Source organism: Pseudomonas sp. B21-040 (assembly GCF_024748695.1).
GTDB lineage: Bacteria > Pseudomonadota > Gammaproteobacteria > Pseudomonadales > Pseudomonadaceae > Aquipseudomonas.
In genome coordinates this window covers 2,385,386-2,406,914 of record NZ_CP087176.1, presented here as the reverse complement: position 1 = coordinate 2,406,914, position 21,529 = coordinate 2,385,386, and the positions used below count along the sequence as shown (strand labels likewise).

General features: G+C 58.9%; 19 protein-coding genes and 1 pseudogene. 7 read left to right on the top strand and 13 right to left on the bottom strand.

Translation table 11 applies throughout. From position 1 onward, the window contains the following. Nucleotides 1–175: 175 nt before the first annotated feature. From LOY55_RS11060 to LOY55_RS11040, 5 genes and pseudogenes are all read left to right on the top strand, one after another. Nucleotides 176–1,564: a DUF1254 domain-containing protein gene (locus LOY55_RS11060; RefSeq protein WP_408980994.1), complete on the top strand. Its 1,389-nt coding sequence runs from the start codon at nt 176–178 to the stop codon at nt 1,562–1,564. A 291-nt stretch (nt 1,565–1,855) separates the two neighbouring features. Next, nucleotides 1,856–2,332 carry a 2,4'-dihydroxyacetophenone dioxygenase family protein gene (locus LOY55_RS11055; protein WP_046028178.1) on the top strand — a complete coding sequence of 159 codons (477 nt, stop codon included), beginning with the start codon at nt 1,856–1,858 and terminating at the stop codon, nt 2,330–2,332. Nucleotides 2,333–2,411: 79 nt separating this feature from the next. Beyond that, nucleotides 2,412–2,855, top strand: coding sequence for a sulfatase-like hydrolase/transferase (locus LOY55_RS11050; RefSeq protein ID WP_309475403.1), 444 nt, complete (start codon nt 2,412–2,414; stop codon nt 2,853–2,855). Between the two features lie 20 nt (nt 2,856–2,875). Further along, on the top strand, nt 2,876–3,118 hold the full coding sequence (locus tag LOY55_RS11045) for a hypothetical protein (RefSeq protein WP_109787059.1): 243 nt from the start codon (nt 2,876–2,878) through the stop codon (nt 3,116–3,118). Next, nucleotides 3,115–3,303: pseudogene (locus tag LOY55_RS11040) on the top strand (hypothetical protein); the annotation flags it as partial. The gene LOY55_RS11045 and the pseudogene LOY55_RS11040, both read left to right, overlap by 4 nt. Before the next feature lie 14 nt (nt 3,304–3,317). Here the strand turns inward: LOY55_RS11040 and LOY55_RS11035 are convergent. From LOY55_RS11035 to LOY55_RS10975, 13 genes are all read right to left on the bottom strand, one after another. After that, on the bottom strand, nt 3,318–4,973 hold the full coding sequence (locus LOY55_RS11035; RefSeq protein ID WP_258667986.1) for an arylsulfatase: 1,656 nt from the start codon (nt 4,971–4,973) through the stop codon (nt 3,318–3,320). A gap of 62 nt (nt 4,974–5,035) precedes the next feature. Continuing rightward, entirely contained in the window at nt 5,036–5,830 is a 795-nt protein-coding gene (locus tag LOY55_RS11030) for a cyclase family protein (protein ID WP_109787061.1), read from the bottom strand. Continuing rightward, the gene (locus LOY55_RS11025) at nt 5,808–6,812 is read right to left on the bottom strand and encodes an NAD-dependent epimerase/dehydratase family protein (protein WP_223523254.1); all 1,005 of its coding nucleotides are present in this window, start codon (nt 6,810–6,812) and stop codon (nt 5,808–5,810) included. The genes LOY55_RS11030 and LOY55_RS11025 overlap by 23 nt, the downstream gene beginning before the upstream one ends. Nucleotides 6,813–6,822: 10 nt before the next feature. After that, on the bottom strand, nt 6,823–7,806 hold the full coding sequence (locus LOY55_RS11020) for a fumarylacetoacetate hydrolase family protein (RefSeq protein WP_223523255.1): 984 nt from the start codon (nt 7,804–7,806) through the stop codon (nt 6,823–6,825). Next, on the bottom strand, nt 7,803–8,384 hold the full coding sequence (locus LOY55_RS11015) for a cupin domain-containing protein (RefSeq protein WP_109787064.1): 582 nt from the start codon (nt 8,382–8,384) through the stop codon (nt 7,803–7,805). Before LOY55_RS11015 ends, LOY55_RS11020 begins: the two co-directional genes overlap by 4 nt. Before the next feature lie 13 nt (nt 8,385–8,397). Beyond that, entirely contained in the window at nt 8,398–9,648 is a 1,251-nt protein-coding gene (locus LOY55_RS11010) for an MFS transporter (RefSeq protein ID WP_223523257.1), read from the bottom strand. After that, nucleotides 9,638–12,112, bottom strand: coding sequence for an RND family transporter (locus LOY55_RS11005; RefSeq protein WP_109787066.1), 2,475 nt, complete (start codon nt 12,110–12,112; stop codon nt 9,638–9,640). The genes LOY55_RS11010 and LOY55_RS11005 overlap by 11 nt, the downstream gene beginning before the upstream one ends. A gap of 4 nt (nt 12,113–12,116) precedes the next feature. After that, nucleotides 12,117–13,223, bottom strand: a complete 1,107-nt coding sequence (locus LOY55_RS11000) for a YCF48-related protein (protein ID WP_258667985.1) — start codon at nt 13,221–13,223, stop codon at nt 12,117–12,119. A gap of 62 nt (nt 13,224–13,285) precedes the next feature. Continuing rightward, nucleotides 13,286–14,674: a DUF1329 domain-containing protein gene (locus tag LOY55_RS10995; protein WP_109787068.1), complete on the bottom strand. Its 1,389-nt coding sequence runs from the start codon at nt 14,672–14,674 to the stop codon at nt 13,286–13,288. 12 nt (nt 14,675–14,686) lie between these two features. Then, complete coding sequence (locus LOY55_RS10990; protein WP_223523260.1) at nt 14,687–16,384, bottom strand: DUF1302 domain-containing protein; 1,698 nt, start codon at nt 16,382–16,384, stop codon at nt 14,687–14,689. Nucleotides 16,385–16,433: 49 nt separating this feature from the next. Continuing rightward, a complete protein-coding gene (locus LOY55_RS10985) occupies nt 16,434–17,558 on the bottom strand; it encodes an FAD-dependent oxidoreductase (RefSeq protein ID WP_223523262.1) in 1,125 nt (374 codons plus the stop codon). A gap of 87 nt (nt 17,559–17,645) precedes the next feature. Next, nucleotides 17,646–18,056 (bottom strand): Rieske (2Fe-2S) protein, encoded by a 411-nt coding sequence (locus LOY55_RS10980; RefSeq protein WP_109787086.1) that lies wholly within the window; start codon nt 18,054–18,056, stop codon nt 17,646–17,648. Between the two features lie 15 nt (nt 18,057–18,071). Then, nucleotides 18,072–19,013, bottom strand: coding sequence for a VOC family protein (locus LOY55_RS10975; protein WP_223523264.1), 942 nt, complete (start codon nt 19,011–19,013; stop codon nt 18,072–18,074). A 298-nt stretch (nt 19,014–19,311) separates the two neighbouring features. Here LOY55_RS10975 and LOY55_RS10970 point away from each other — a divergent pair, with 298 nt between their 5' ends. Then, complete coding sequence (locus LOY55_RS10970; RefSeq protein ID WP_109787087.1) at nt 19,312–20,274, top strand: LysR family transcriptional regulator; 963 nt, start codon at nt 19,312–19,314, stop codon at nt 20,272–20,274. Nucleotides 20,275–20,333: 59 nt separating this feature from the next. After that, entirely contained in the window at nt 20,334–21,491 is a 1,158-nt protein-coding gene (locus tag LOY55_RS10965; protein WP_109787072.1) for a S9 family peptidase, read from the top strand. Nucleotides 21,492–21,529: the final 38 nt, after the last annotated feature.

Genomic DNA, 21,529 nt, shown 5'->3' with positions numbered 1-21,529 from the left:
TGTAAAACAAAGACTTATAGCAAGACAAGGAGCGTTATGAGATATCAAGTCGTGAGCAAACGCGACATTGAATATCGCCTGATTAGTAGTTAGCTGGCCGACTCAATCATCTAATGAAAAAAAATGGAGTTTCAGGTTCATGATAACCACACTACCGAGAACATTTGGCTGCGCGATGGTATTGCTCGCATCCTTTGGATTTACGCTCGCCCAAGCAGCGGACATCACTCCCGCCGAAACGAAAGCCATCGCCGAGGAAGGCTACATCTACGGTCTGCCCATCGTGATGAATTACGCGACCATGTACGACTATGCCGTGGACAAGAACTCCGGCCAGTACAAGGCGCCGTTCAACCACATCCACAGCATGCACAATGTCTTTAGCTACAAGGACACGGCCATCGTCTCGCCGAACAGCGACACGCCGTATTCCTTGATGTTCATGGACCTGCGTAGCGAACCGATCGTACTCTCGGTACCGACGGTGGAGAAACCGCGGTACTACTCGGTGCAGCTAATCGATAACAACACCAACAACTTCGGTTACATCGGCAGCCGTACCACCGGCAGCGAAGCCGGCGATTACATGCTGGTCGGCCCAGACTGGAAGGGCGTGACCCCGCCAGGAATCAAGAAGGTGTTTCGTTCCAGTACACAACTCCTCTTCGTGATCTTTCGCACCCAGCTCTTCAATCCGGCGGACATGCCAAACGTCGAAAAGATCCAGTCCGGTTATGCGGCTCAGCCGTTATCGGCTTATCTCAAGCAGCCCGCGCCGCCTGCGGCGCCGGCGATCAACTTTCCGAAGTTCGACAAGGCCATGGCGAAGACCGACTTCTTCAAGTACCTGGGCTTTGCCTTGCAGTTTGCCCCGGCCACACCGGATGAAGTTGCGATCCGCGCGAAGCTGGCCCGTATGGGCATTGGCGCCGGCAAAGACTTCAACTTCCAGGATCTCTCCGCCGAGCAAAAGGCCGCCGTGGTTGAAGGCATGCAGGCTGGGCATACGAAGGTCCAGAATGCAGTCAATCATCTCGGCACGCAGGTCAATGGCTGGAACATCGTGAGTTCCGGCGGTGATGCCGCGTTCTACAAGGGTGATTGGCTAAAGCGTGCCGCCATCGCACAAGCGGGCATCTACGCCAACGACGCCGAAGAGGCCACCTATCCGATGGCCAAGATCCTGTCCGATGGTACGCCGCTTGACGGCAGCAAACACAACTACACCATCACCTTTCCCGCTGAACAGCTCCCGCCGGTCAATGCCTTCTGGTCGGTGACGATGTACGACGGCAAGTCGCAACTGCTGATCAAGAATCCGATCAATCGCTACCTCATCAACTCGCCGATGCTACCCGACATGAAGAAGAATGCAGACGGCTCGTTGACGCTCTACGTCCAGAAGGACTCACCCGGCGCGGACAAGGAAAGCAACTGGCTGCCCGCACCGAATGATCTGATCTACATGGTGATGCGCCTGTATTGGCCGAAGACGGAAAACCCTTCCGTCCTGCCTCCTGGCAAAGGAACGTGGAGTCCGCCCCAGATCGTTAAAATCAATTGAGCACCTAACGACCGGTTGCAGCGGACCGCGCTGGCGCGCCGCTGCTGAACCGGGGCGTCAGGGTTTCGCAGAGGCCTTGACCGTCCGCTGTCATTACCCAAAGACCAGAGGTGGCCGCAAACCGTATACATTGATGTTTGGACGTTATTTGCACGGCACTCCGTATGCCGCGATTCAACGCAATTGGGTGGATACCCCTCCTCAAGAGGGGGGCGGTGTGAGCACAGCCTGTTCACGATGCTCTCAACGCACCGTGTAAATCCTTCCACCGTCCAACAGAGAACAACAAGCATGTTTTATGAAAACATCGACACCTCCTCCATCAACGACGAGGACCTACCGTGGGTTCCGTTCGCACCTTACAGCGATGAAGTCTTCATCAAATACATCAAATGCGACCCGGTTCGCGGGGAAACCATCACCCTGCTCAAGGCCCCGGCCGGGTCTGCTCTGCCCAAGCACTATCACTCCGGCACGGTCATCGTTTACACCATCAAGGGTGGCTGGAAATACCTGGAGCACGACTGGATCTCGACACAGGGCGGCGTGGTGTTCGAAACCGCAGGTTCCAGCCATACGCCTATCGCGCTGACTGAATACGGCGATGAGCTGATCACCTTGAACATCACCCAGGGCGACCTGCTGTATTACGACGATAACAACAACGTCGTTGCCATCGAGAACTGGAAATCCAGCGTGGATCGTTACCTGGCGTTCTGCAAAGCCAATGATATCGAGCCCAAAGACATCACCAGCTTTGCGGTCTGACCAGCCCTCCAATCTCTCAGCCGTCCGGTGTTCGAGCGGGCGGCTGCGCCGTTGTAATGAATAAAAAACGGAGACACCCATGTCCCAGAAGCTGCAACCCGCCGGGCGTTTCACCCTGAAACTCTGCGCACTGTTGGCCAGCTCGGTCGCATCCGCACAAGACTCGCTGCCCTTCCCGCCGACGCCTTCGGCCAGTGACGCCAAACCGACGCTGCAAGAATCGAAGCACCAGAAACGTCAGTATCAATCTCACCTTCCTGCCGAGGCCCCCAATATTCTGGTGATCATGCTTGATGACGCCGGCTTCGCGCAGTCCGACACCGTCGGCGGCGCAGTCCATACGCCGACCCTGAGTCGAGTCGCCGACAGCGGTGTGCGCTACAACGCTTTTCATACCGCTGCCATCAGCTCCGCAACTCGCGCCGCTTTGCTTACCGGACGCAACCATCACCGAGTTGGCAACGGCGTCATCGCAGAACTGGCCACTGACTGGGATGGCTACACCGGCAAGATAAGCGCCTGATAACTAATGAGGTGGCCAGCATGATCAGCAATCTGAAATATGACATCGAGTTCCGGCGCGAGAAAGCGCTGGAGCTTTCCAGCCAAGTCGAACAGCACCTGGCCACGGGCGGACGCTTCTCCAGAGCAGAGCCAGCTCAGATCAATCCACCACCGGCGGAGCGCTCGGCGAAGATCGATCCCGACACCATCCTCAAGCGTCGGCGGCCCGCCATCACCGCGGCTGAGCGCAAGGCGCTGCGGAAGCTCTCGGAGGAGTCATGAGCAAGCGCAAAGCAAACAACGGCTTCGCCCGGGCCGAACGAAGCTGCCGGGCACTGCTCCGAACCAACCACGTCGCGGTCGTGAACATAGACCCCTGCGGCGCCCAGATCATGGCGAACTGGAAAAGCCGCCGGCAGATCCGAAGTCTTGCGATTGCCAACGCTCTGTTCGACTTCGCCTCGCGGCGCATGCAATCAGGTTAATGCGTTGCAAACACCACACCTACCTCCTCGGCATATTTCAACCATGCTGCCTTGAGCCGCTGTACCGTCTCTGGTCGAGCGGCAGCCAGGTCTGTGGTTTCGCCGCGGTCCTGCGCCACATCGAATAATTGCCATTGCGGTGGCTGCGCGTCGCAGCCAAACCCTGTTTGCGGGCGGATGCCCAACAGTTTCAGGTTTCCCTCTCGGTAATAAGCATTGCCGAACAGTTCACCGGCCAGACTGTCATGACTGTGCGGGCTACCTTCTCCGGCGAGCATTGGCCGCATTGATTTACCTGTAATGGGGTGTTTGCTCTCGTCTGTTGGCACCTCGCTCGGCACAGCGATTCCCGCCAGATCGAGGAAGGTTGGCGCCAAGTCATCAACCCGCGCTATATCACGCTCTACACCCTGACGTCGCAACGCCTTGGGCAGTTGGATGATCGCCGGTACGCTGATGCCACCTTCGGCCGTGGTGCCTTTGAACAAATGGAACGGCGCGGCGCTGACCTCTGCCCAACGCAGTCCGTAATCGATTTGGGACCCTGCCTGACCGAGGTTGGTGTAACTGTTATCCGTGTGCGGGCCTGGCGGATAGAACTGGGTGTGGCTTTCTCCTGCCGCGCCGTTGTCCGACATAAATACGATCAACGTATTGTCGTATTGGCCGCTCTGGCGCAGGTATTCCACCACTCGGCCAACGTTATGGTCGAGGTTATCGATCATGGCCGCGTAGATTTCCATCTTCCGCGCTTCATTACGTTGCTGTTCCGGGGTCAGCTGTTGCCAGCCCGGCAGTTTTGGATTCACCGGGAGCGGATTCGCCGGCTGGGCGTCGCTCGCCATAAGGCCAAGACTTTTCATCCGTTCGATACGCGCCAAACGAACGCTGTCATATCCCTGATCAAACCGCCCTTTGTACTTATCCAGGTATTCCTTGGGTGCCTGCAAGGGCCAGTGCGGAGAGGTGTAAGCGGCGTAGGCAAAAAACGGCTTGCCGTCTTTTTGGCTGTTCTGCAGGTAGCTGATCAGCTTGTCGGTATAAAAGTCCGTGGAGTAGAAATTCTCCGGCAACTCCACCGCTTTACCGTTTTCGCGGTAGTGCACCTGTTCGATTTTTGCCGGGTCAACGCTCGAAGGTTTGAAGTGCGCAGCCCCGCCCTCCAACAGGGTAAAAGACTGCTCAAACCCGCGTTGATCCGGCCCCTGATCCGCTTCCAGCCCCAGGTGCCATTTACCGACCATAAGGGTGTTGTAACCTCCCTCTTTCAACAACTCGGCAATCGAGTAAGAACGTTGATTCAGGTACCCTTCATACCCCGGCTTACCCCGCTGGAACGGCTGCAAGGCTTCAGCCATGGTGCCGAGTCCGGCGAGGTGATTGTCGGTGCCTGACATCAGCATGGAACGTGTTATCGAGCAAGTGGGTGCAGCGTACATGCTGGTGAACTGCAAGCCTTGATGGGCGAGCTCATCCAGCGTAGGTGTGTTGATTTCACCGCCAAAACTACCCAGGTCGGAATAACCCAGGTCGTCGGCCACAATCAGCAAGATATTCGGTTGCTTCGCATCAGCCTTGGCGGCCATGGCCAGGCTGCTACTGAGTGTCAGTGCACCCAACAATAACGTCAGGGGCATGCGCAATAGAGGCATGTTGTCTCTCTTATTGTGATTAATCGAAGACCATGGATTTTGATAGGTGCCCGGCGCGGTGCTTATTCTTCGAATATCGCCACCGCCCGAACAAACCCCGCCGACGCGTGCTTGATCTTGTAGGGGAAACACGACACCACGAACCCGCTGGCAGGCAAGGTTTCAAGGTTGGCGAGCTTTTCCATTTGCCCATAACCGATATCGCGACCGGCTTTGTGCCCCTCCCAAATAATGGAAGCATCTCCGTCAGCGGCAAAACGCTCGCGGGTGTACTTGAACGGTGCGTCCCAACTCCAGGCATCGGTGCCCACAACACGCACACCGCGCTCCAGTAAATACAAGGTGGCTTCACGGCCAATTCCGACACCCGCATCGAGGTAACCCGGTTGACCAAATATTGCGCCGGCACGGGTGTTGATCAGCACAATGTCCAGCGGCTGCAATTCATGGCCAATTCGGGCCAGCTCGGCTTCGATCTCATCGGCGGTCACCACATGCCCGTCCGCCATGTGCCGAAAGTCCAGCTTCACCCCCGGTTGCAGGCACCAATCCAGCGGCAACTCGTCGATGCCAAACGCAGGCTGACCGCCATCAGTGGTCGAGGCGTAATGCCAGGGCGCATCCATGTGCGTTCCACTGTGGGTGGTGATGTGCAGCCGTTCGGCTGCCCAGGATTCATTGCCTGGCATCTGATCGAGTTGCAACCCCGGGAACATTGCCGCCATCTCCGGCCAACCTTGCTGGTGATCCATGTAGTCAATTTTCGGCAACAACGGTGGTGGGTCCGTGTAGGGGTTGTTGTCGAGGGTGACCGAGAGGTCCACAAGACGACGTTTAGGCTTGATTGGCTGCGACATGAATCGTGTCTCCAGTGAGCGACAAGTGGCGTGGGGTGGCGGGATTCAGGGCGTTGCGGATCAGCGTGGCAGCGTTGCCGTCATGGCTGAAACCGGCGGCACGCGCTTGCGGAGTTTTCAGTGGCGGCATGCGCCCGAACAGCGCTTCCAGCTGGATGTCGGCGACATAGCTGATCAGGCTGCGACGTTCCTGCCCATAACTCGCCGCCAATGCGTCCACCACCTGGGCAATCGACAAATGCAATACCGGTAACTGCCACACCCGTTGCGCCCCATGCAAGCCGCTATCCAGTTCTGCAGCGTGGATCAGGTTGTTCACGCAACAACGGGCTGACATCCACCATGCCGTCGCCTCTGGAGATACCGGGCAGCAATAGAATTCACCTTCGGCAAATGCCCGCAACAAATCGCTCATGAATGCCGAGCGCAAGCCATTGGGTTCACGCGGGCGGGCAACGATGCCCGGCAGGCGTAGCACGCGGCCGTCCACTTCCCCACGCCGGCCCAGGTCGATAATGGCGCTTTCGACCATGGCTTTGTGCGTGCCATAAGACAATTGCGGACGCAGCTCGGCCAGCTCGGTCATTTTCGCCGGCAAATGGCCGCCGTACACCGCCACACTGCTGGCGTACACCAGCACCGGCGGCAACGCTTTATTGCGCAATTGGTTGAGCAATTCCAGGCTGGCCAACAGGTTGACCTGGTAACCCAGTTCGAATTTCTCTTCGGCGGCGCCACCAGGGATACTGACCAGATGGAACACCACATCAATGCCGTCGGCCAACACCCGGCGCATCAAGGCCACATCGGTAATGCTGCCGTAATGACGGCGCAAACGCGGGTCCTCCGGCAAGCCTTGCAGGTCGGTATCGAGCACCAACAATGAGTCGATGACCCGACTGCGCAAGCTGCCCCGCGCCAGCAGGCAACGCACCAATTCACGCCCCACAAAACCATTGGCACCGGTAATCAATACTCGCATGTGCCGCTCCTCAGTCCTGAGCCTGAACAACACGTTGATCGATAGCACCGAACAACGACTGGCCGTCGCTACCCTGAACATCCATGTGCACGCGGTCACCAAAACGCATGAAGCCGGTTTGCGCGACACCCTGCTCGATCATTTCAATCGCTCGACGCTCGGCGATGCAGGCTGAACCCACACTGCGTTCGGCATTGGAGACCGTGCCGGAGCCAATCAGCGTGCCCGCGCCCAACCTGCGGGTCAGAGCAGCATGGGCGATCAACTGGCCAAAACTGAAGTTCATCTGCCCGCCGTGAGGATGACCAAACCATTGACCATTCCAGTGCACCTGCAGTGGCAAATGCACACGTCCGTCACGCCAGGCATCACCCAGTTCGTCCGGCGTGATCGCCAGCGGGGCAAAGCTGGATGAGGGTTTGGCCTGCAAAAATCCAAACCCTGTGTGCATTTCCCGTGGGGCCAGGGCGCGCAAACTGACGTCATTGATTTGCAAAATCAACTTGATGTGTTGCAGCGCCTGTTCGGCGGCGCACCCCATGGGCACGTCATCCACCAGCACCACAAACTCGCCTTCAAAGTCGATGCCCTGGCTTTCGCTTGGCAGCGCGATATCGTCGCGGGCGCCAATGAAGTCGTCGCCGGCCCCCTGGTACATCAGCGGCGTGTGTTCGACGCCATCAATGGGGTCAAGGTTGAACGCTTTCTGCATCAGCGCACCATGGCTGAGGAATGCCGAGCCGTCGCACCACTGATAAGCACGCGGCAATGGCGCCATGGCCTGAGCGGGGTCAAAGGCAAAGGCATCCACCGCTTCGCCCGCATTCAGTTTGCTGGCAAAGGCCTGCAAACGCGGTTCCACGCCGCACCAGTTCTCAATCGCCTGTTGCAAGGTGGGCGCCACTGAACCGGCATCCACTGCCCACGCCAAATCCCGCGAAACCACCACGAGTCTGCCATCACGGCTACCATCTTTCAGAGTGGCAAGTTTCATGCGGAGGCTCCTTGTTCACGGTTCAACTCGTCAGCGAAGCGCCCGTCGAGGAGGATGAACACCATGCGCGCCATCGCTTCGGTGCGGTTGCTCCAGGCGTGGTTGGTACCGCGTTGCACCACCACATCGCCGCGTTTGAGGTGCACCTCTTCCTCATCCAGCACCAGCCACACTTCACCCTCGGTGACGATGCCGTAGTCGAGGGTTTCAGTGCGGTGCATCAACTTGTGCCTAGTACTGCCAAGCCCGGTACCCGCGTGGGATTGGCCAATTTCGGCGAATACTGCTGCGGCGTTTTCATCGCTGACCTGGTTCTGAGCACTGTCCGGCGGAATGTCCACCACACGAATGACGCTGCCCTGTGGTCCGGGGCTGAGTTGCAATGGTTTGCTGCTGGGATCACGGGCATTGTCGAGTAACGCCGGGCTGGTGCTGCTGTTCCACAGTTCATGAAACACCGTGCCCGGCACGGCCAGCAGCGGAAACACGTTCGGCGTCGGCCCATTGCTGGCGACGATGGCCTGACCCTGTTGATCGTGACCGGTGACTACTCGTTTGAATTCAGGAAGCGCTTGCATGGAGAATCCTCGTTCAATTTCCGTCGCCGATGGTAGTGCCACCGACAACAATGTTCGCGTCGCCCAACAGACCGCCGAGTCGGGGCACGGCCAGACACAACACCGCCACTAACAGTTGCACCCCACCCACAATGGCCAAGGCACGCGGCAGCGCCGTGGCGGTACCTTGGGTCATGCCCAGAACCACCAGGGGGCTGATAAATTCGCCGGCGAAGATGGCGGCGGTAAAACACCCCGCCGCCCGCCCGCGTTGATGGAAATTGACTTGCGCCATGATCCAGGTGATCAGCGTCGGCAACATCAAGCCAATGCCCAGGCCGTTGATCGTCACAGCGACCACGACTTGCACATGGCTTAAGGCGTCAGACATCAACAATCCGCCGATGCCCGCCAGTACATAGGCGATCAGCAGCATGTGCTGCCCGCGCATCCCACTGAACAAACGAAAACTCAGTGCACCGACGAGCACGCCCAGTTGATTGGCGCCCATGGTCATACCGATTTGTTGCGGGGCATCCACCTGCAGCAGGTTGAGGAGATAACCGACCTGCACCGGCACGATAAACAGGCTTAAACCTGCCAACAGCGCGAGCACGTACATGGGTGTGAGCGCGCGCCATGGAAATTTGCCTGTCGGCACCGCCTGTGTTGCTTGCTCCGGATGTGGGCGTGCCTGCGGCTCCCACAACTGCCAGGCCATCAGCGGCAGGAAAATCAAACCCACTGCGTACAACGCAAACGGCGTACGCCAGTCGTTTTGCCCAAGGAAGCCACCCAGCGCGATAAAAACCGCAGCGGACAATGAGGTGGCGACCATCTGCAAGGCGAACAAACGTTCACGTTTGGCGCCGCTGTAATAGTCGCCCATCAGCGTGGTGCAGCAGGTCATGATGCCCGCCTCGGCCAAACCGATACCCGCACGGCTGAGCACGATCCCCTGCAGGGAGTCGAGCCAAAGCGGCAGCACGCCGCAGAGGACGTACAGCAACATACTGGCCAGCAGCAATGGTTTGCGCCCCAGCCTGTCGGCGATCAGCCCGGCGAACGGCGCCAGCACCGCAATCACCAATGCCGGCAGGGTCAGCACGATGGGGACCAGCACGGCGGTGCCGGCCACATCGGCAAAATGCGCCTGCATCCGTGGCAACACCGGGGCGAGCAATACGGCGCCAAGCACAGGCAAACAGCTTCCCAGCAACAGCAACAGCGATTGCGGCAACCCGGCTTGTCGGGTGGGGGTTTCTACGAAAGGATTAGCGACCATGGCAGTGATCCTTGATGCGCAGGTGGTGTACGTTCGCAACAACTGGCGTGTCAGAACCCGCCACGTTGGTCGCACTCCCCGGTACAACCGCTTCGGCCGGAGCGCCGCGTGCAGGTAACAGGAAGTACGCCAATGCCGGCAGCAACACCAAGGCACCGACCATGTTCCAGATGAACATGAAGGCCAGCAGCACACCCATATCGGCCTGGAACTTGATGGGTGAAAACGTCCAGGTCGCCACGCCAATGGCCAGGGTAATACCTGTCAGCATCACCACTTTGCCGGTGGACACCAGGGCGCGATAATACGCTTCGGACAGGCTCGCCCCCTGGCGCAAATGCCCCAGTAGAATGCTCATCACGTACAACGCATAGTCGACACCGATACCGACACCCAAGGCGATGACGGGCAGCGTGGCGACTTTCACCCCCATGTTCAGCCAGACCATCAACGCTTCGCAGAGAATGGACGTCAGCATCAGAGGAATGACCGCGCAGAGCGTCGCGCGCCAGGAACGGAAGGTGATCAGGCACAGCACAATCACCGCGCCGTAGACCCAGACGAGCATCTCGCGGTTGGCTTGTTTGACCACGATATTGGTCGCCGCTTCGATACCGGCGTTACCGGCGGCCAGAAGGAACTGCACCTCGTCGGTATTGTTCTCGGCGGCAAATTTTTCCACGTGGTCGACCAAGCGGGTCAGCGTCTCGGCCTTGTGGTCGGTGAGGTAGGCGTACAGGGTCAACAGACTGCAGTCTTCGTTGTACAAACCACGCGGCGCACTGGCGGTGATCATGTTGAGCATCGCCTGGTTGTTCTGTAGCTCGTACCACTTCGGGTTGCCTTCACTGAGGCCGACCAGCATGCGACGGTTCAGCAACGCCAGTGAGTTGGTCGAATCCACACCCGGCAAAGCGCGCAACTGCCAGTCCAGGGCATCGACCTTGGCGAGGATGTCGTAGCGCGCACAACTGCTGGCTGGCGTTTTCACCATCACCGCAAACAGGTCGCTACTGGCACCGTAGTGACGGGTCAGAAAGGCATCGTCCTGGTTGTAGCGCGAGTCCGCACGCAGCTCCGGCGCACCGACGTCGAGGTCGCCGATTTTCAATTGCAGGCCCACTAGAAAGCCGACAACCGCCAACGCAAGGCTGATGGCGATGCACAAGCTGGCCCAACGACGATGGGTGAACAGATCAAGAAAGCGCCAGAACCCATGGCGCGCCTGACCCGATTGTTCGGCCTGTTCGCTCTTGAGGCTCAGTTGTGCCGCACGGGGAGAAACGCCGACATACGAGAGCAACACCGGCAGCAGAATCAGGTTGGTGAAGATCAGCACCGCGACGCCAATGCTGGCGATCACCGCGAGGTCTTGAATGACCTGGATCTTGATCAGCATCAGCACTGCAAAACCTACGGCATCACACAGCAACGCCGTCAGCCCGGCGAGGAACAAACGCCGAAAGGTGAAGCGCGCAGCCACCACCCGGTGCATGCCACGACCGATGTCTTGCATGATGCCGTTCATCTTCTGCGCCCCGTGGCTCATGCCAATCGCAAACACCAGAAACGGTACCAGCACGGAATACGGGTCCAGTTGGTAGTCCAGCAAGGGCAGCAAACCGAGTTGCCAGACCACCGCGACCAGCGAGCACAACACCACCAGCACGGTGCTGCGCAGGCAACGGGTGTACCAAAACAGCACGGCGGTGGTGATCAGGATCGCGACGGCAAAGAACAGCAGAATCTGTTTCAGACCGGCAATCAGGTCGCCGACTTTTTTCGCGAAGCCGGTGATGTGAATGTCGATTTTTGCGCTTTGATGGGTGCTGCGCAGCGTCTCCAGCTGTTCGGACAGGACCGCGTAATCAAGTACCTTGCCGTCAGAGGTGGTTGCCAATAACGGCACGTAAATAATGCTGGAGGTCTGGTCGAACGCCACCAGCTGACCGAGTTCATTTGAGCGTTGCACATTGCGGCGCAACGCATCGAGGTTGGCTGCGGTGCCGCTGTAGTCATCCGGTATCACCGGACCGCCATCAAGGCCGTCTTCGGTCACCGCGACCCAACGGGTGGCAGGTGTCCATAACGACTTCATGTAAGCCCGGTCGACACCCGGCAGCAGGTAGAGTTGGTCGCTCATGGCCTGCAGGGTTTTCAGGTACTCGGCGTCGTAGATGCTGCCTTGCCGGTTGGCCACCACAATGCGCAGGGCATTGCCTAGACCGGTGAGCTGTTTCTGGTGCTCAAGGTAGTTGGCAATGTACGGCTGTTGTGTGGGGATCATCTTTTCGAAGCTGGCATTGAGTTCAATGCGGGTGGCTTGGTAACCCAATACCAGGGTTGTCAGCACACACACCAGCAGCACCCACAGGCGGTGATTGAACAGCGTGCGTTCCACCACCGAACCGGAGCGTGGATCGAAATTCGCCAGGCTTTGCGTGGCGTTGTCGAAAGACTTCATAACCTCACTCCGAAGCGGTAACGATTGACGGCGAAAGGCGCGTCAACCCAGTGAAACCCGCCAGCACCAGGCTGCCATCGGCGGCCTGAACAACACTGGAAACGGGCTTGCCGAGCGGTTTGCCATAAGGTTGGAGCAGTGCACCGGGCTGGCTGTTGGTGCGGAACAAGGCGCCGGTTTGATTGACCAGCAACAACTGGCCATCATCGGTGCGGATTGCATCGCTGAACGACACCGGCATCGACACGGGCGCTGGCTGGAAGCTCTCGCCCAGGTCGCGGGAGGAAAACGCATTGCCCTTCAGGCCGGCCACCAACAAGGTGCCGTCATCGCGCAATTGCAGGGTGAAAAAGCTGCCCGCGTAGGGGCTTTCCAGCTGAGTGAATGACTTGCCGGCATCGTCCGAGCGCGCGAGGTAACCCTGCTCGCCGGCCAAAAACCAGTGTTCTCCCTGTTGAGCGATAGCGGACAAGTGCGCGCCCATCGGGTTGTCGATTTGCCCCATGATCGAATGCCAGGTGGTGCCGCCATCGTCGGTGTGAAAGGCCAAGCCGTACGCCCCGACAATCGCGCCGTGTTGGTCATCCACGAACTGCAGGGCAAGAAACGGCTTGTCAGCGCCCTCCCCGACATAGCGTTCAGCTGTTTGCACACGTGCGGCGGCTGCATCCTGGTCGTTGGCGGCAGGCAATTGCTCCCTGGCAGCGGCCAGCTCAAGTTGCGCCGCACGCAAGCCATCCAGTTGCACGCCCCAGTGTTCGCCCCCGTCGCGAGTGGCCAATACTGCACCGCCATGCCCCACGGCCCAGCCCGTGCTGGCGTTGACGAACTGCACCGCCGTAAGGCTGACCGAAACCGGCACGGCGACCTGACGCCAGCTTGCGCCGTTGTCATCGGAAAGCAGCACGATGCCCCGCTCCCCCACCGCTACCAGTCGCTTCCCCGCCCGGGTCAGATCCAACAGCACCGAGGAGGTTGCTTGCGGCACCAGCATCGCCGGGGTGTTCAGTACTTCGCCCACCGCTGCGGCCTGCGCCAGGCTCAACGGCATCGCCAGAGGCAATGCCATAAACCACATCAGCCGACCAACCACCTGACAGATTCTGTTCATTACCGACCTCGAAAAACCCGTAAAAACCGGATCGCGCTCCGCAAACCACGATCCGGTCTGACTCAACGAACCCCGGCACCCGCCATCGCTGCAGGCGAAAACTCCGAAGCCTTGTAGCGATCCACCAAGCCGTACTGCTCTGGCAAACCGGTGTAGACGTTCTGGATAAACCAGGCACCTGAGGTCAGGTCATAAAAGCCCGAGGACAATTGCGCTTGAGCCGGCAGGTCCGGCATGACTGCCGGCAACGACCACAGGGTCTTGGCCAGTTGGCCGTTGGCGTCCCAGCGGTCGCCCAGCATCGCTTGCCAGGTGTCTTCATCGAGGTAGTAACGGCCCTTCGGCAACTGGTGACGTTTGCCCGGCGCCAAGTCCGCCTCCACGACCCAGACCCGGTGCAGTTCCCAACGCACGTAATCGGGGTTCATGTGGTGTGCGAGGAACAGGTCCTCAGGTTTGCTGGCGGTTTGCACCTTGTTGGTGTTGTAGGGGATGTACATCTCCTGCTTGCCCACCAGTTTCCAGTCGAAGCGGTCCATGCGGCCCTGGAATACGCTCAACTCGTCGAACGACATCACGCCGGCAGTGGCGGGTGTCGGGGTATCGCAGCAGGCATTCGGCAGCTTGCGTACCCGGCGTTGACCGGTCAGGTAAACGTGCGCCTGGGACAGGTCGCCATTGATGTTGGTGCGGCCCATGATCTGCTCGCCGGCGCGCAACGGTGGCCCGACGTTGAGCAGACGGAACAGCCAGTAATCACCGGCAAACGTCTCCGGCGACCCTTCCTGGTAGTAATACGGCATTTCCTGAATGGCCTTGCCATCGGTGGTCATCACCTGTTTGCCATCGGCGGTCATCAGGTAGTGACGAAAGTGCATCGCCACCGAGGTGCCGCGCCAGTTCAGTACGTGGTTCCACATGGCTTCGGCGCCATTGCTTGGCACCGGGAACGGGATGCCGCCAAACGCGCCTTGCGGTACGGGACCGGCGCTGCTGTCGACCAGTTTGGCGCGGGTAGCGTTTTTCAGGGTGTTGTCATACACCCACTGCGGTGCGGCGGCCGTGCGCCGGGTCGGGTAAACATCAATGCGGTAGGTGTCCGGGAAACGCTTGAACATTTCCTTGGTGCCATCGCTGAGCTTGCCGGCGTATTGCGCGAGATTTTTCGAGGTGATGCTGAACAACGGTTTGTCCGCGACAAACGGATCCGAGCGTTTTCCGCCTTCCTTGTAGGAGGGATCGACCTTGGTGTAACCACCGTCCCAGGCGGGAATGGAACCGTCAGCGTTGCCGGCACGTTCAGCACCGAAAGGCGTCAGGCTTTTCGAGAGTTTCGCCGCGTCTTCAGCCGTCGCTGCCACGCTCATCTGACTGCAAATGGCCAGGCTGCCCAGCAGCGCGAAGCAAAGGGCTTTGAGCTTGAACGCTCCGGTCTTTTTGTTGTGGGTCATGCGCAAGTCCTCTTAAAACGTGGTCTTGACGGAGAAAGACAAGTAGTCCCGGTCTTTCAGCGATTGCTTGAAATTGAACTGGTTGGCGCCATTGAGGTTGGTGTCCTCGGGGCCGTAGTAGTGTGTGTAAGTCAGGCCCGCGGTCACGCGGTCCAGGTAGGTGGCGGTAATGCCGATGTTCATATCGCCACCGTTGTCCGGACCGAACGAGCTGACCACCGCGGATTTGCCCAGGGGGAAGTAGCTGAGGCCGACCGGGATGCCGATATCGACGCCCGAGAAAAACTGGCGGTAGGTCGGGGTGTAAACCACCTTGAAACCGAGACCGTCATCGGTGGCATTGGGGTCAAGCGCTGCACGGTTTTTAGTGACGCTGAGCAGACGGTTCCAGGCCACCTCACCGACGAGTCCCGACTCATTAGCAATGAAGTTCGGCCCGAACGAAGCCAGCACGTTGAGGTTGATGTGGGCGGTACGGCCGACGGCATAAAGCGGGTTGTTATCGTTATCAGCGTCAACGCCAGGCAACACGGTTTGACCGTTGGAAACCAGCGGCATGTTCCAGCGCATCGAGGCTTCACCGGCGAAACTGTATTCATCCACAGTGGTGGAAAAACTGGCGCCCAGGGCGCGGATGTCTTCCGGGTACACCCAGTAATACTCACCGACTTGTCCGGTACTGAAGTTCGGCGCCCCCGCGGAAGGTTTGAGATACAGCTTGGGGGTTTTGTCGTTGTACTGGATAGCGTAAAGGCCGTATTCGACGGTCTCCGCGCTGTATTTCAACTGCAGGCCACCCTGCCCTGAGCTTTTCGCTTCCTTGTCATTGCCATGGAAGAACGCCGCCGGGCTGTTGGCATTACCACCGAGGAATGCTGGAAAAGGTGCCCCGACGATCAAGCGTTCGTTGCCTTCGCCGATGGTGTCGCTGGTGGAGAAATAACTGCCCGCACCCGGCAGGCGCGTCTCTTCCCATTCGAGTTGGTAGAAGGCGCCGAGCGACACGGCGTCGGTCAGTTGAAAAGTCCCCGACAGCTGATTGACCGGACGGGTGATTTCCTTGAACTGGGTGTTAGGGACGGACTGCGCTTTGACCACGTCGACCGGCCCCATGCCACCGGCAATGCCGTTGGCACCGAAGAACAGGCTCTCACCCCAGATCAACCCGTGGCGACCGGCACGCACTGACGTGGCGTGATCACCCAGCTCGCCGTTCCAGTACACGAATGCATCAAGCAATTCGCCGTCACCGCCGTGCAAGTGGCGAGTGTCATCGGTAAATTCGTCATAGGCCACGGAACGGGCGTTGGCGCGTGCCGGATCAGTGTTGTCGTTATCTTGCTGATATTCGGTGTCGTACCAGGCGGCGCCACTGAGGCGGGCGCCGACGTTTTTGAAGGACATATCCAGTTCGGAAAGGATGTCCGTGCGGTTGGAGATCAGGCCTTTTTTAAAGGCACGATCACCGTCATCCTGGTTGAGTGACACCTGCCCTTCAGTCAGTTTGCTGCTGGGATTCTGGGCGCGCCATGCGGCGCTGTACTTAAACGTGTTATCCCAACGCAGGCTGAAATCCGGATTGCCGGTATCCACTTGAAAGGCATGGGCAGCCTGGCTGCACAGCACCAACGCCGCCGCCAAACTGAAACCAAAGGGTGCAGACGTGCAGACCGAGCGACGCGCGAGCGTCGCAGTCGTGGAATTGACCATCGCGTTAACCTCTTGTTTTTATAGTGGTAACTGCTGTGGATGCGTTGAATCAGATAGGCTCGGCCGTGCGAGCGAGCATCTGCTTGACCAAGCCAATGCGGTCGAAGTCGCGGTCGTGCTGCATCTCTTTGTCGCCGGCCAACACCGAGCTTTCGCTGATGTATTTGCAGCGCTCGAAACGGCGGTCCATGAAGCGCTTGAGCTGTTGCTCAATACTGCCTTCACCGGTCAGTTCTTCACTGAGCACGATGGCATCTTCGATCGCCATGCCGGCCCCCTGCCCGAGGTGCGGCGTGGTGGCATGGGCCGCATCCCCGATCAACAGAACGCGGCCGCGATACCAAGGCTCGTCGACGAAAACCACTTCCATTGGCTTGTAAACCACTTGGCTGCTGTCGGTGATTTGTTCACGCAGTTCGCCGATCAGGCCGGTAAAGCCTTGCAAGCGCTGACGCATTTGCTCGGCCAGGGTGGCCGGGTCCATCCAGGGGTTGGTGGGTTCGTGGGAGGTGAGGAACAGGTACATCAGGTCACCGGCCAACGGCACCAGCCCGGCATTGCCGTCGGCGCTCTGGTAGTTGGCGAGGTGATCGATGTGCGGATCGCGTGGGAAGTTGTAGCGCCACACAGCCTGGCCCGTGAACCTGGGTGTGTACGTATCGCCAAGCAGCAGGTCGCGAACCTTTGAGAACAAACCATCGGCACCCACCACCAGGTCGTAACCGCCGCTGCTGCCATCGGTGAACAGCACTTCAACGCTGTCGCCAAGGTCCTTCAGGGATTCGACACTGAGCCCCAGGCGTACGTTGGCGCCCAGTTCGAGGGCGGTTTCGCTGAGCACTTTATGCAGCGCCAAACGGGAGATGCCAACGTTCGCCGGATAGGCAGGTCCTGCCAGACGCTGACCCGGGATGCGCGCCAGTTGCTGACCGGCCGGGCCATAGATGGCGACGTCTTCAAAGGCATACGCGGCATCGAGATAACCATCGAGCACGCCCAGCTTGGCCATCTCGCGAACCACATTGCTCTGCTGGATGATGCCGACACCGTAAACCGTCCACTCTGACTTGAGCTCGATCAGGTCGACCTCAATGCCCTTGCGCCGCAGTGCGATGGCCGCACACAAGCCACCAATCCCACCACCCACGATCAGAACTTTGTTCACTGCACTCATGGCTTACTCACTTTTTATTCTTGTGATTCGATGCAGCGCCGGGCGCTGCGTCGTTAGGTCCAGCTTCCGGTCAAAGCAGGGATTTGACTAATCGCGAGTAGGGATGCGATGTATCGCCAAACGCGATACCTCAACCGACCCCGACAACGCGGTAGATCCAGGCATTTCCAGCACCAGCCAGCCCTCCTCCAGACGCCATGGCAACGCGTCCAGACGCTGGCCCAGACACGGGCCGTAGACACATTCGCCAGTGCTCGGGAGAAACTGCGCACCGTGGGCGTAACAGACAATCAACTGGCCGTCGGCCGACAAAAACCGGTCCTTTCGGTACTCCAGGCGCACGTCCAGATGTGGGCAGCTGTTGCGATAAATCCGCACTTGCCCCTCGTGCACCAAGGCAAAAATACTGTCCTTGCCACGCTGCAACGGGTCGAAACCGCGCGCCTGCCCTTCTGCCAACTCGTCCATCCGGCACAGAAAAAAATCGCTGTGGCTCATGGTCAACACCCGCACTCAGCCGTGCTTGGGTGGCGGGCCGCCCGGTGCCCATTTTTCTTTCGAGTTGAACAGGAACAGCTGCGAGTTATCCGCCGACAGTGGCGCACGGCGCGCCTCCCAGGCGTCATCGTGCTTGTCCATGTCGGCGTCGTATTCGATGTGGCAGCCCAGCGGACTGTTGAAATACCAGAACCAGTTGGAGCCAAAGAGGTGGCGGCCAGGGCCCCAGAAACTGGTCCAGCCTTTTTGCTCGAAGCGCGTACCGGCCAACAACACTTCGGTGCCGCTGCCCATGTGGAAGGTGAAGTGTTCGCAGCCCTTCATGTGCGGTGGAGTCTGGATCATGAACAGGCAATGGTGATCATCGGAACCCGCCGGGCGCATGAACGGCCCGGCGCCGATAAAGGTGTCTGTGGTTCTGAAGCCCAGGCGTTCGGCATAGAAAGCTTCGGCCTTGGCCGCGTCGGGGACGAAATACACCACGTGCGACAAGGTGCGCGGGGTGGCATTCATTTCGAGGGTGATACCTGGTTGATTAAGCGGACGCTGTGGCGCATGGCCGGCGGCGTTGGTCAGGTCGTCCGGAGCGCTATACGCCTTGCGGACAGTGACCTGGAAAGCAATCGCAAAACCCATGTCGTCGACACTGTGCAACACGCCGTTGCCGTCACGGGTGACCTGGCGATCTCGCGCCAGTTCATCTTCGATGGCATCGAGGTCGGCAGCGCTGGCGACGCCATAAACGGTTTCGCGAATCGACGGCGCTGGACCAATGGCCGCCGGCAAGTCGGGATCGTCCGACCGTCGAATGATCACGGCGGTACCGTCCAGTGCTTCGAAACGCCCGCCGTTGCTGTCGACAGCGACAGGGGCCAGGCCGTAGTCACGCAGGCAATCGGTACAGGCTTGGATGTCATCGACGCCAAAGATTAGGGCATCAAGGCCAAGGATGTTCATGGCTACCACTCCATTGAAATTAGTATCCGGACGAAGCTGCCGCAGGCTCGATAGGCCCGTCAGTGATGCAAGGCGTCCGGTGGTGGTGTCGGCAAGGGCGCCGACTGCCACGAAGATTGCCGGGCGGTTTGGCAACTGACTAATCGTGTGTCGGGATGCGACCTATCAGAAAACGCGATACCAGAAAATCTGGGGGCGCAGGTTTTTGGGGAGAGGAAAAGAAACAGCGGGAGGTTGACGCGCTGATGTATTCATCCGAATGTATCGCCAAAATAAATACAAAAAACGGACATGCCTGATGCGTTTTAACCACCTGGATTTGAACCTGTTGGTCGCACTCGATGTGCTGCTCGAAGAACAGAACATCACCCGCGCCGCCGAACGCCTGCACATGACGCAGTCTGCCACCAGCGGTGTATTGGGACGCCTGCGTACCTATTTCGAAGACGAACTGCTGGTGCAGGTCGGCCGAAAAATGCAGCTCACGCCCTATGCCAGGGAGCTCGCCACGCCCATCCGCGAGGTGCTGTTGACGATCAAGTCATCGATCACCGCCAAGCCCGTGTTCGACCCCACCACCAGCAAACGTCACTTCCGCCTGGTGACCTCGGATTACCTGATCAGCGTGCTGTTTGCCCAGGTCATACAAAAGATCCACCAGGAAGCGCCCAACATCACCTTCGAGATGCTCGGCCCCAGCGACAATTCCGGTGAGTTGCTGATTCGCGGTGAGGTTGACCTGATGATCGTGCCCGAGCGCTACATCATCGACGGCCACCCCCACAAGCTGCTGTTCGAAGAGGAACACGTCTGCGTGGTGTGGGACGGCAATACCCAGGTCGGCGACAGCCTGACCCTGGAGCAGTACATGGACATGGGCCATGTTTCCGTCGGTTTTGGTCGCAGCCGGCACTTGAGCATCGAAGAGTGGTTCATGAACCAGTACGGTTTCAACCGCCGTCTCGAAGTCATTACCAACGACTTCAACACCCTGCCGCAGCTGGTGGTAGGCACCCAGCGCATCGCCACCATGCACCAGCGTCTGGCACGGCTATACGCCCAGCACCTGCCGCTGCGCATCCTCAATCCACCGGTGAAGATCCCTGTCATGCGCGAGGTCATGCTCTGGCACCGCAGTGTCGAAGGCGACCCGATGCACCGCTGGCTGCGCGAACGCATCAGCGAATTTATCCAGCACCTGGAAAACCCTTCTATCGCCGGTCGCGATACCTCCCATCCCGAGGCACGATTGGCCAAATAGTCGGAGCGTCCTTAACGTGCCTTGTGAACGTCAAGACAATCACAAGGACAACAACCATCATGTTCCGTTACTTTCCAACCAATTATGTGTGGAATCTTTCTGTCGACTTGGCCATAGAGATGGGCGCCCGCATGGGCGAAATCGAAGAGATGTGCGCGCCATTACAGGAAGCCGCGCAGCAGCCCGACGCCGCGGGAACCAAAGCGTTCCGCGAAACCTGGGCGAAGATGGCTGACAAACTATGTGGCCTGGCTGAGGAAGATGAAGGTAATGGCCGGCTGCTGTCCGCAGGCGAAAAGTACAACCGCGCCGCCACTTATTACCTCACTTGCGAACGTTTGCAGGCCCATGGCGCGCCGGGCCGGACTGAGTTGTACCAACGCTTTTTGCAGACCTTCAAACGCGGTATCGAGTTGTCACGCGAGAACTGCGAACGCGTTGAAATCCCCTACGAGGGCAAACATATTTCCGGCCTGCTGGTGCGTGCCGAAGGCGTGACCGGTCCGGCTCCGATTCTGGTGCAGGTCAACGGACTGGATTCAACCAAAGAAATGAAATACCGCGTCGGCCTGCCGGCCTGGTTGGCGAAACGCGGTATTTCATCGTTGATCATCGACCAGCCTGGAACAGGTGAAGCCCTGCGCCTGCATAACCTGATTGCCCGTTTCGACAGCGAGCATTGGGCTAGCCGCGTGGTCGACTGGCTGGAAACCCGAAGCGACGTGGATGCCAAACGTATTGGCCTGGAAGGCGTCTCTCTCGGAGGCTATTACTGCCCGCGTGCGGTGGCGTTTGAACCACGGTTTGCCTGCGGCGTGGTGTGGGGCGCAAACCATGACTGGCGCGATGTGCAAAAACGTCGCCTAGAAAAAGAAGGCAGCTTCCCTGTACCGCACTATTGGGCGCACGTGTGCTGGGTGTGGGGTGCAAAAGATATGGATGAATTCATGGCCATCGCCGAAAACGTGCATCTGGATGGTGTACTCGATCGCATAAAGGTGCCGTTCCTGGTGACCCATGGCGAGAAGGACTCGCAGATACCACTGAAGTGGGCACAGCGTACTTATGAGCAACTGATCAACAGCCCTAAACGAGAGCTGAAGATCTTCACCGAACGCGAAGGTGGCGTGCAGCATTCCAGCTTCGATAACAGCATCAACGCGGGTCACTACATCGCTGACTGGATTGCCGAAACGCTGGGTGGACACACCGCCTGATAAGCTTCGCGAAGCATAAAAAACGCCGGATAACCCTA

What these genes read in the sequence shown, in the direction of transcription:
- LOY55_RS10975 (WP_223523264.1), bottom strand. Translation starts at nt 19,013, where the DNA reads ATGAACATCCTTGGCCTTGATGCCCTAATCTTTGGCGTCGATGACATC.
- LOY55_RS10965 (WP_109787072.1), top strand. Translation starts at nt 20,334, where the DNA reads ATGTTCCGTTACTTTCCAACCAATTATGTGTGGAATCTTTCTGTCGAC.
- LOY55_RS11060 (WP_408980994.1), top strand. Translation starts at nt 176, where the DNA reads ATGGTATTGCTCGCATCCTTTGGATTTACGCTCGCCCAAGCAGCGGAC.
- LOY55_RS11020 (WP_223523255.1), bottom strand. Translation starts at nt 7,806, where the DNA reads ATGAAACTTGCCACTCTGAAAGATGGTAGCCGTGATGGCAGACTCGTG.
- LOY55_RS11005 (WP_109787066.1), bottom strand. Translation starts at nt 12,112, where the DNA reads ATGAAGTCTTTCGACAACGCCACGCAAAGCCTGGCGAATTTCGATCCA.
- LOY55_RS11010 (WP_223523257.1), bottom strand. Translation starts at nt 9,648, where the DNA reads ATGGTCGCTAATCCTTTCGTAGAAACCCCCACCCGACAAGCCGGGTTG.
- LOY55_RS11055 (WP_046028178.1), top strand. Translation starts at nt 1,856, where the DNA reads ATGTTTTATGAAAACATCGACACCTCCTCCATCAACGACGAGGACCTA.
- LOY55_RS11000 (WP_258667985.1), bottom strand. Translation starts at nt 13,223, where the DNA reads ATGAACAGAATCTGTCAGGTGGTTGGTCGGCTGATGTGGTTTATGGCA.
- LOY55_RS10970 (WP_109787087.1), top strand. Translation starts at nt 19,312, where the DNA reads ATGCGTTTTAACCACCTGGATTTGAACCTGTTGGTCGCACTCGATGTG.
- LOY55_RS11030 (WP_109787061.1), bottom strand. Translation starts at nt 5,830, where the DNA reads ATGTCGCAGCCAATCAAGCCTAAACGTCGTCTTGTGGACCTCTCGGTC.
- LOY55_RS11015 (WP_109787064.1), bottom strand. Translation starts at nt 8,384, where the DNA reads ATGCAAGCGCTTCCTGAATTCAAACGAGTAGTCACCGGTCACGATCAA.
- LOY55_RS11045 (WP_109787059.1), top strand. Translation starts at nt 2,876, where the DNA reads ATGATCAGCAATCTGAAATATGACATCGAGTTCCGGCGCGAGAAAGCG.
- LOY55_RS10985 (WP_223523262.1), bottom strand. Translation starts at nt 17,558, where the DNA reads ATGAGTGCAGTGAACAAAGTTCTGATCGTGGGTGGTGGGATTGGTGGC.
- LOY55_RS10995 (WP_109787068.1), bottom strand. Translation starts at nt 14,674, where the DNA reads ATGACCCACAACAAAAAGACCGGAGCGTTCAAGCTCAAAGCCCTTTGC.
- LOY55_RS10980 (WP_109787086.1), bottom strand. Translation starts at nt 18,056, where the DNA reads ATGAGCCACAGCGATTTTTTTCTGTGCCGGATGGACGAGTTGGCAGAA.
- LOY55_RS11025 (WP_223523254.1), bottom strand. Translation starts at nt 6,812, where the DNA reads ATGCGAGTATTGATTACCGGTGCCAATGGTTTTGTGGGGCGTGAATTG.
- LOY55_RS10990 (WP_223523260.1), bottom strand. Translation starts at nt 16,384, where the DNA reads ATGGTCAATTCCACGACTGCGACGCTCGCGCGTCGCTCGGTCTGCACG.
- LOY55_RS11035 (WP_258667986.1), bottom strand. Translation starts at nt 4,973, where the DNA reads ATGCCTCTATTGCGCATGCCCCTGACGTTATTGTTGGGTGCACTGACA.
- LOY55_RS11050 (WP_309475403.1), top strand. Translation starts at nt 2,412, where the DNA reads ATGTCCCAGAAGCTGCAACCCGCCGGGCGTTTCACCCTGAAACTCTGC.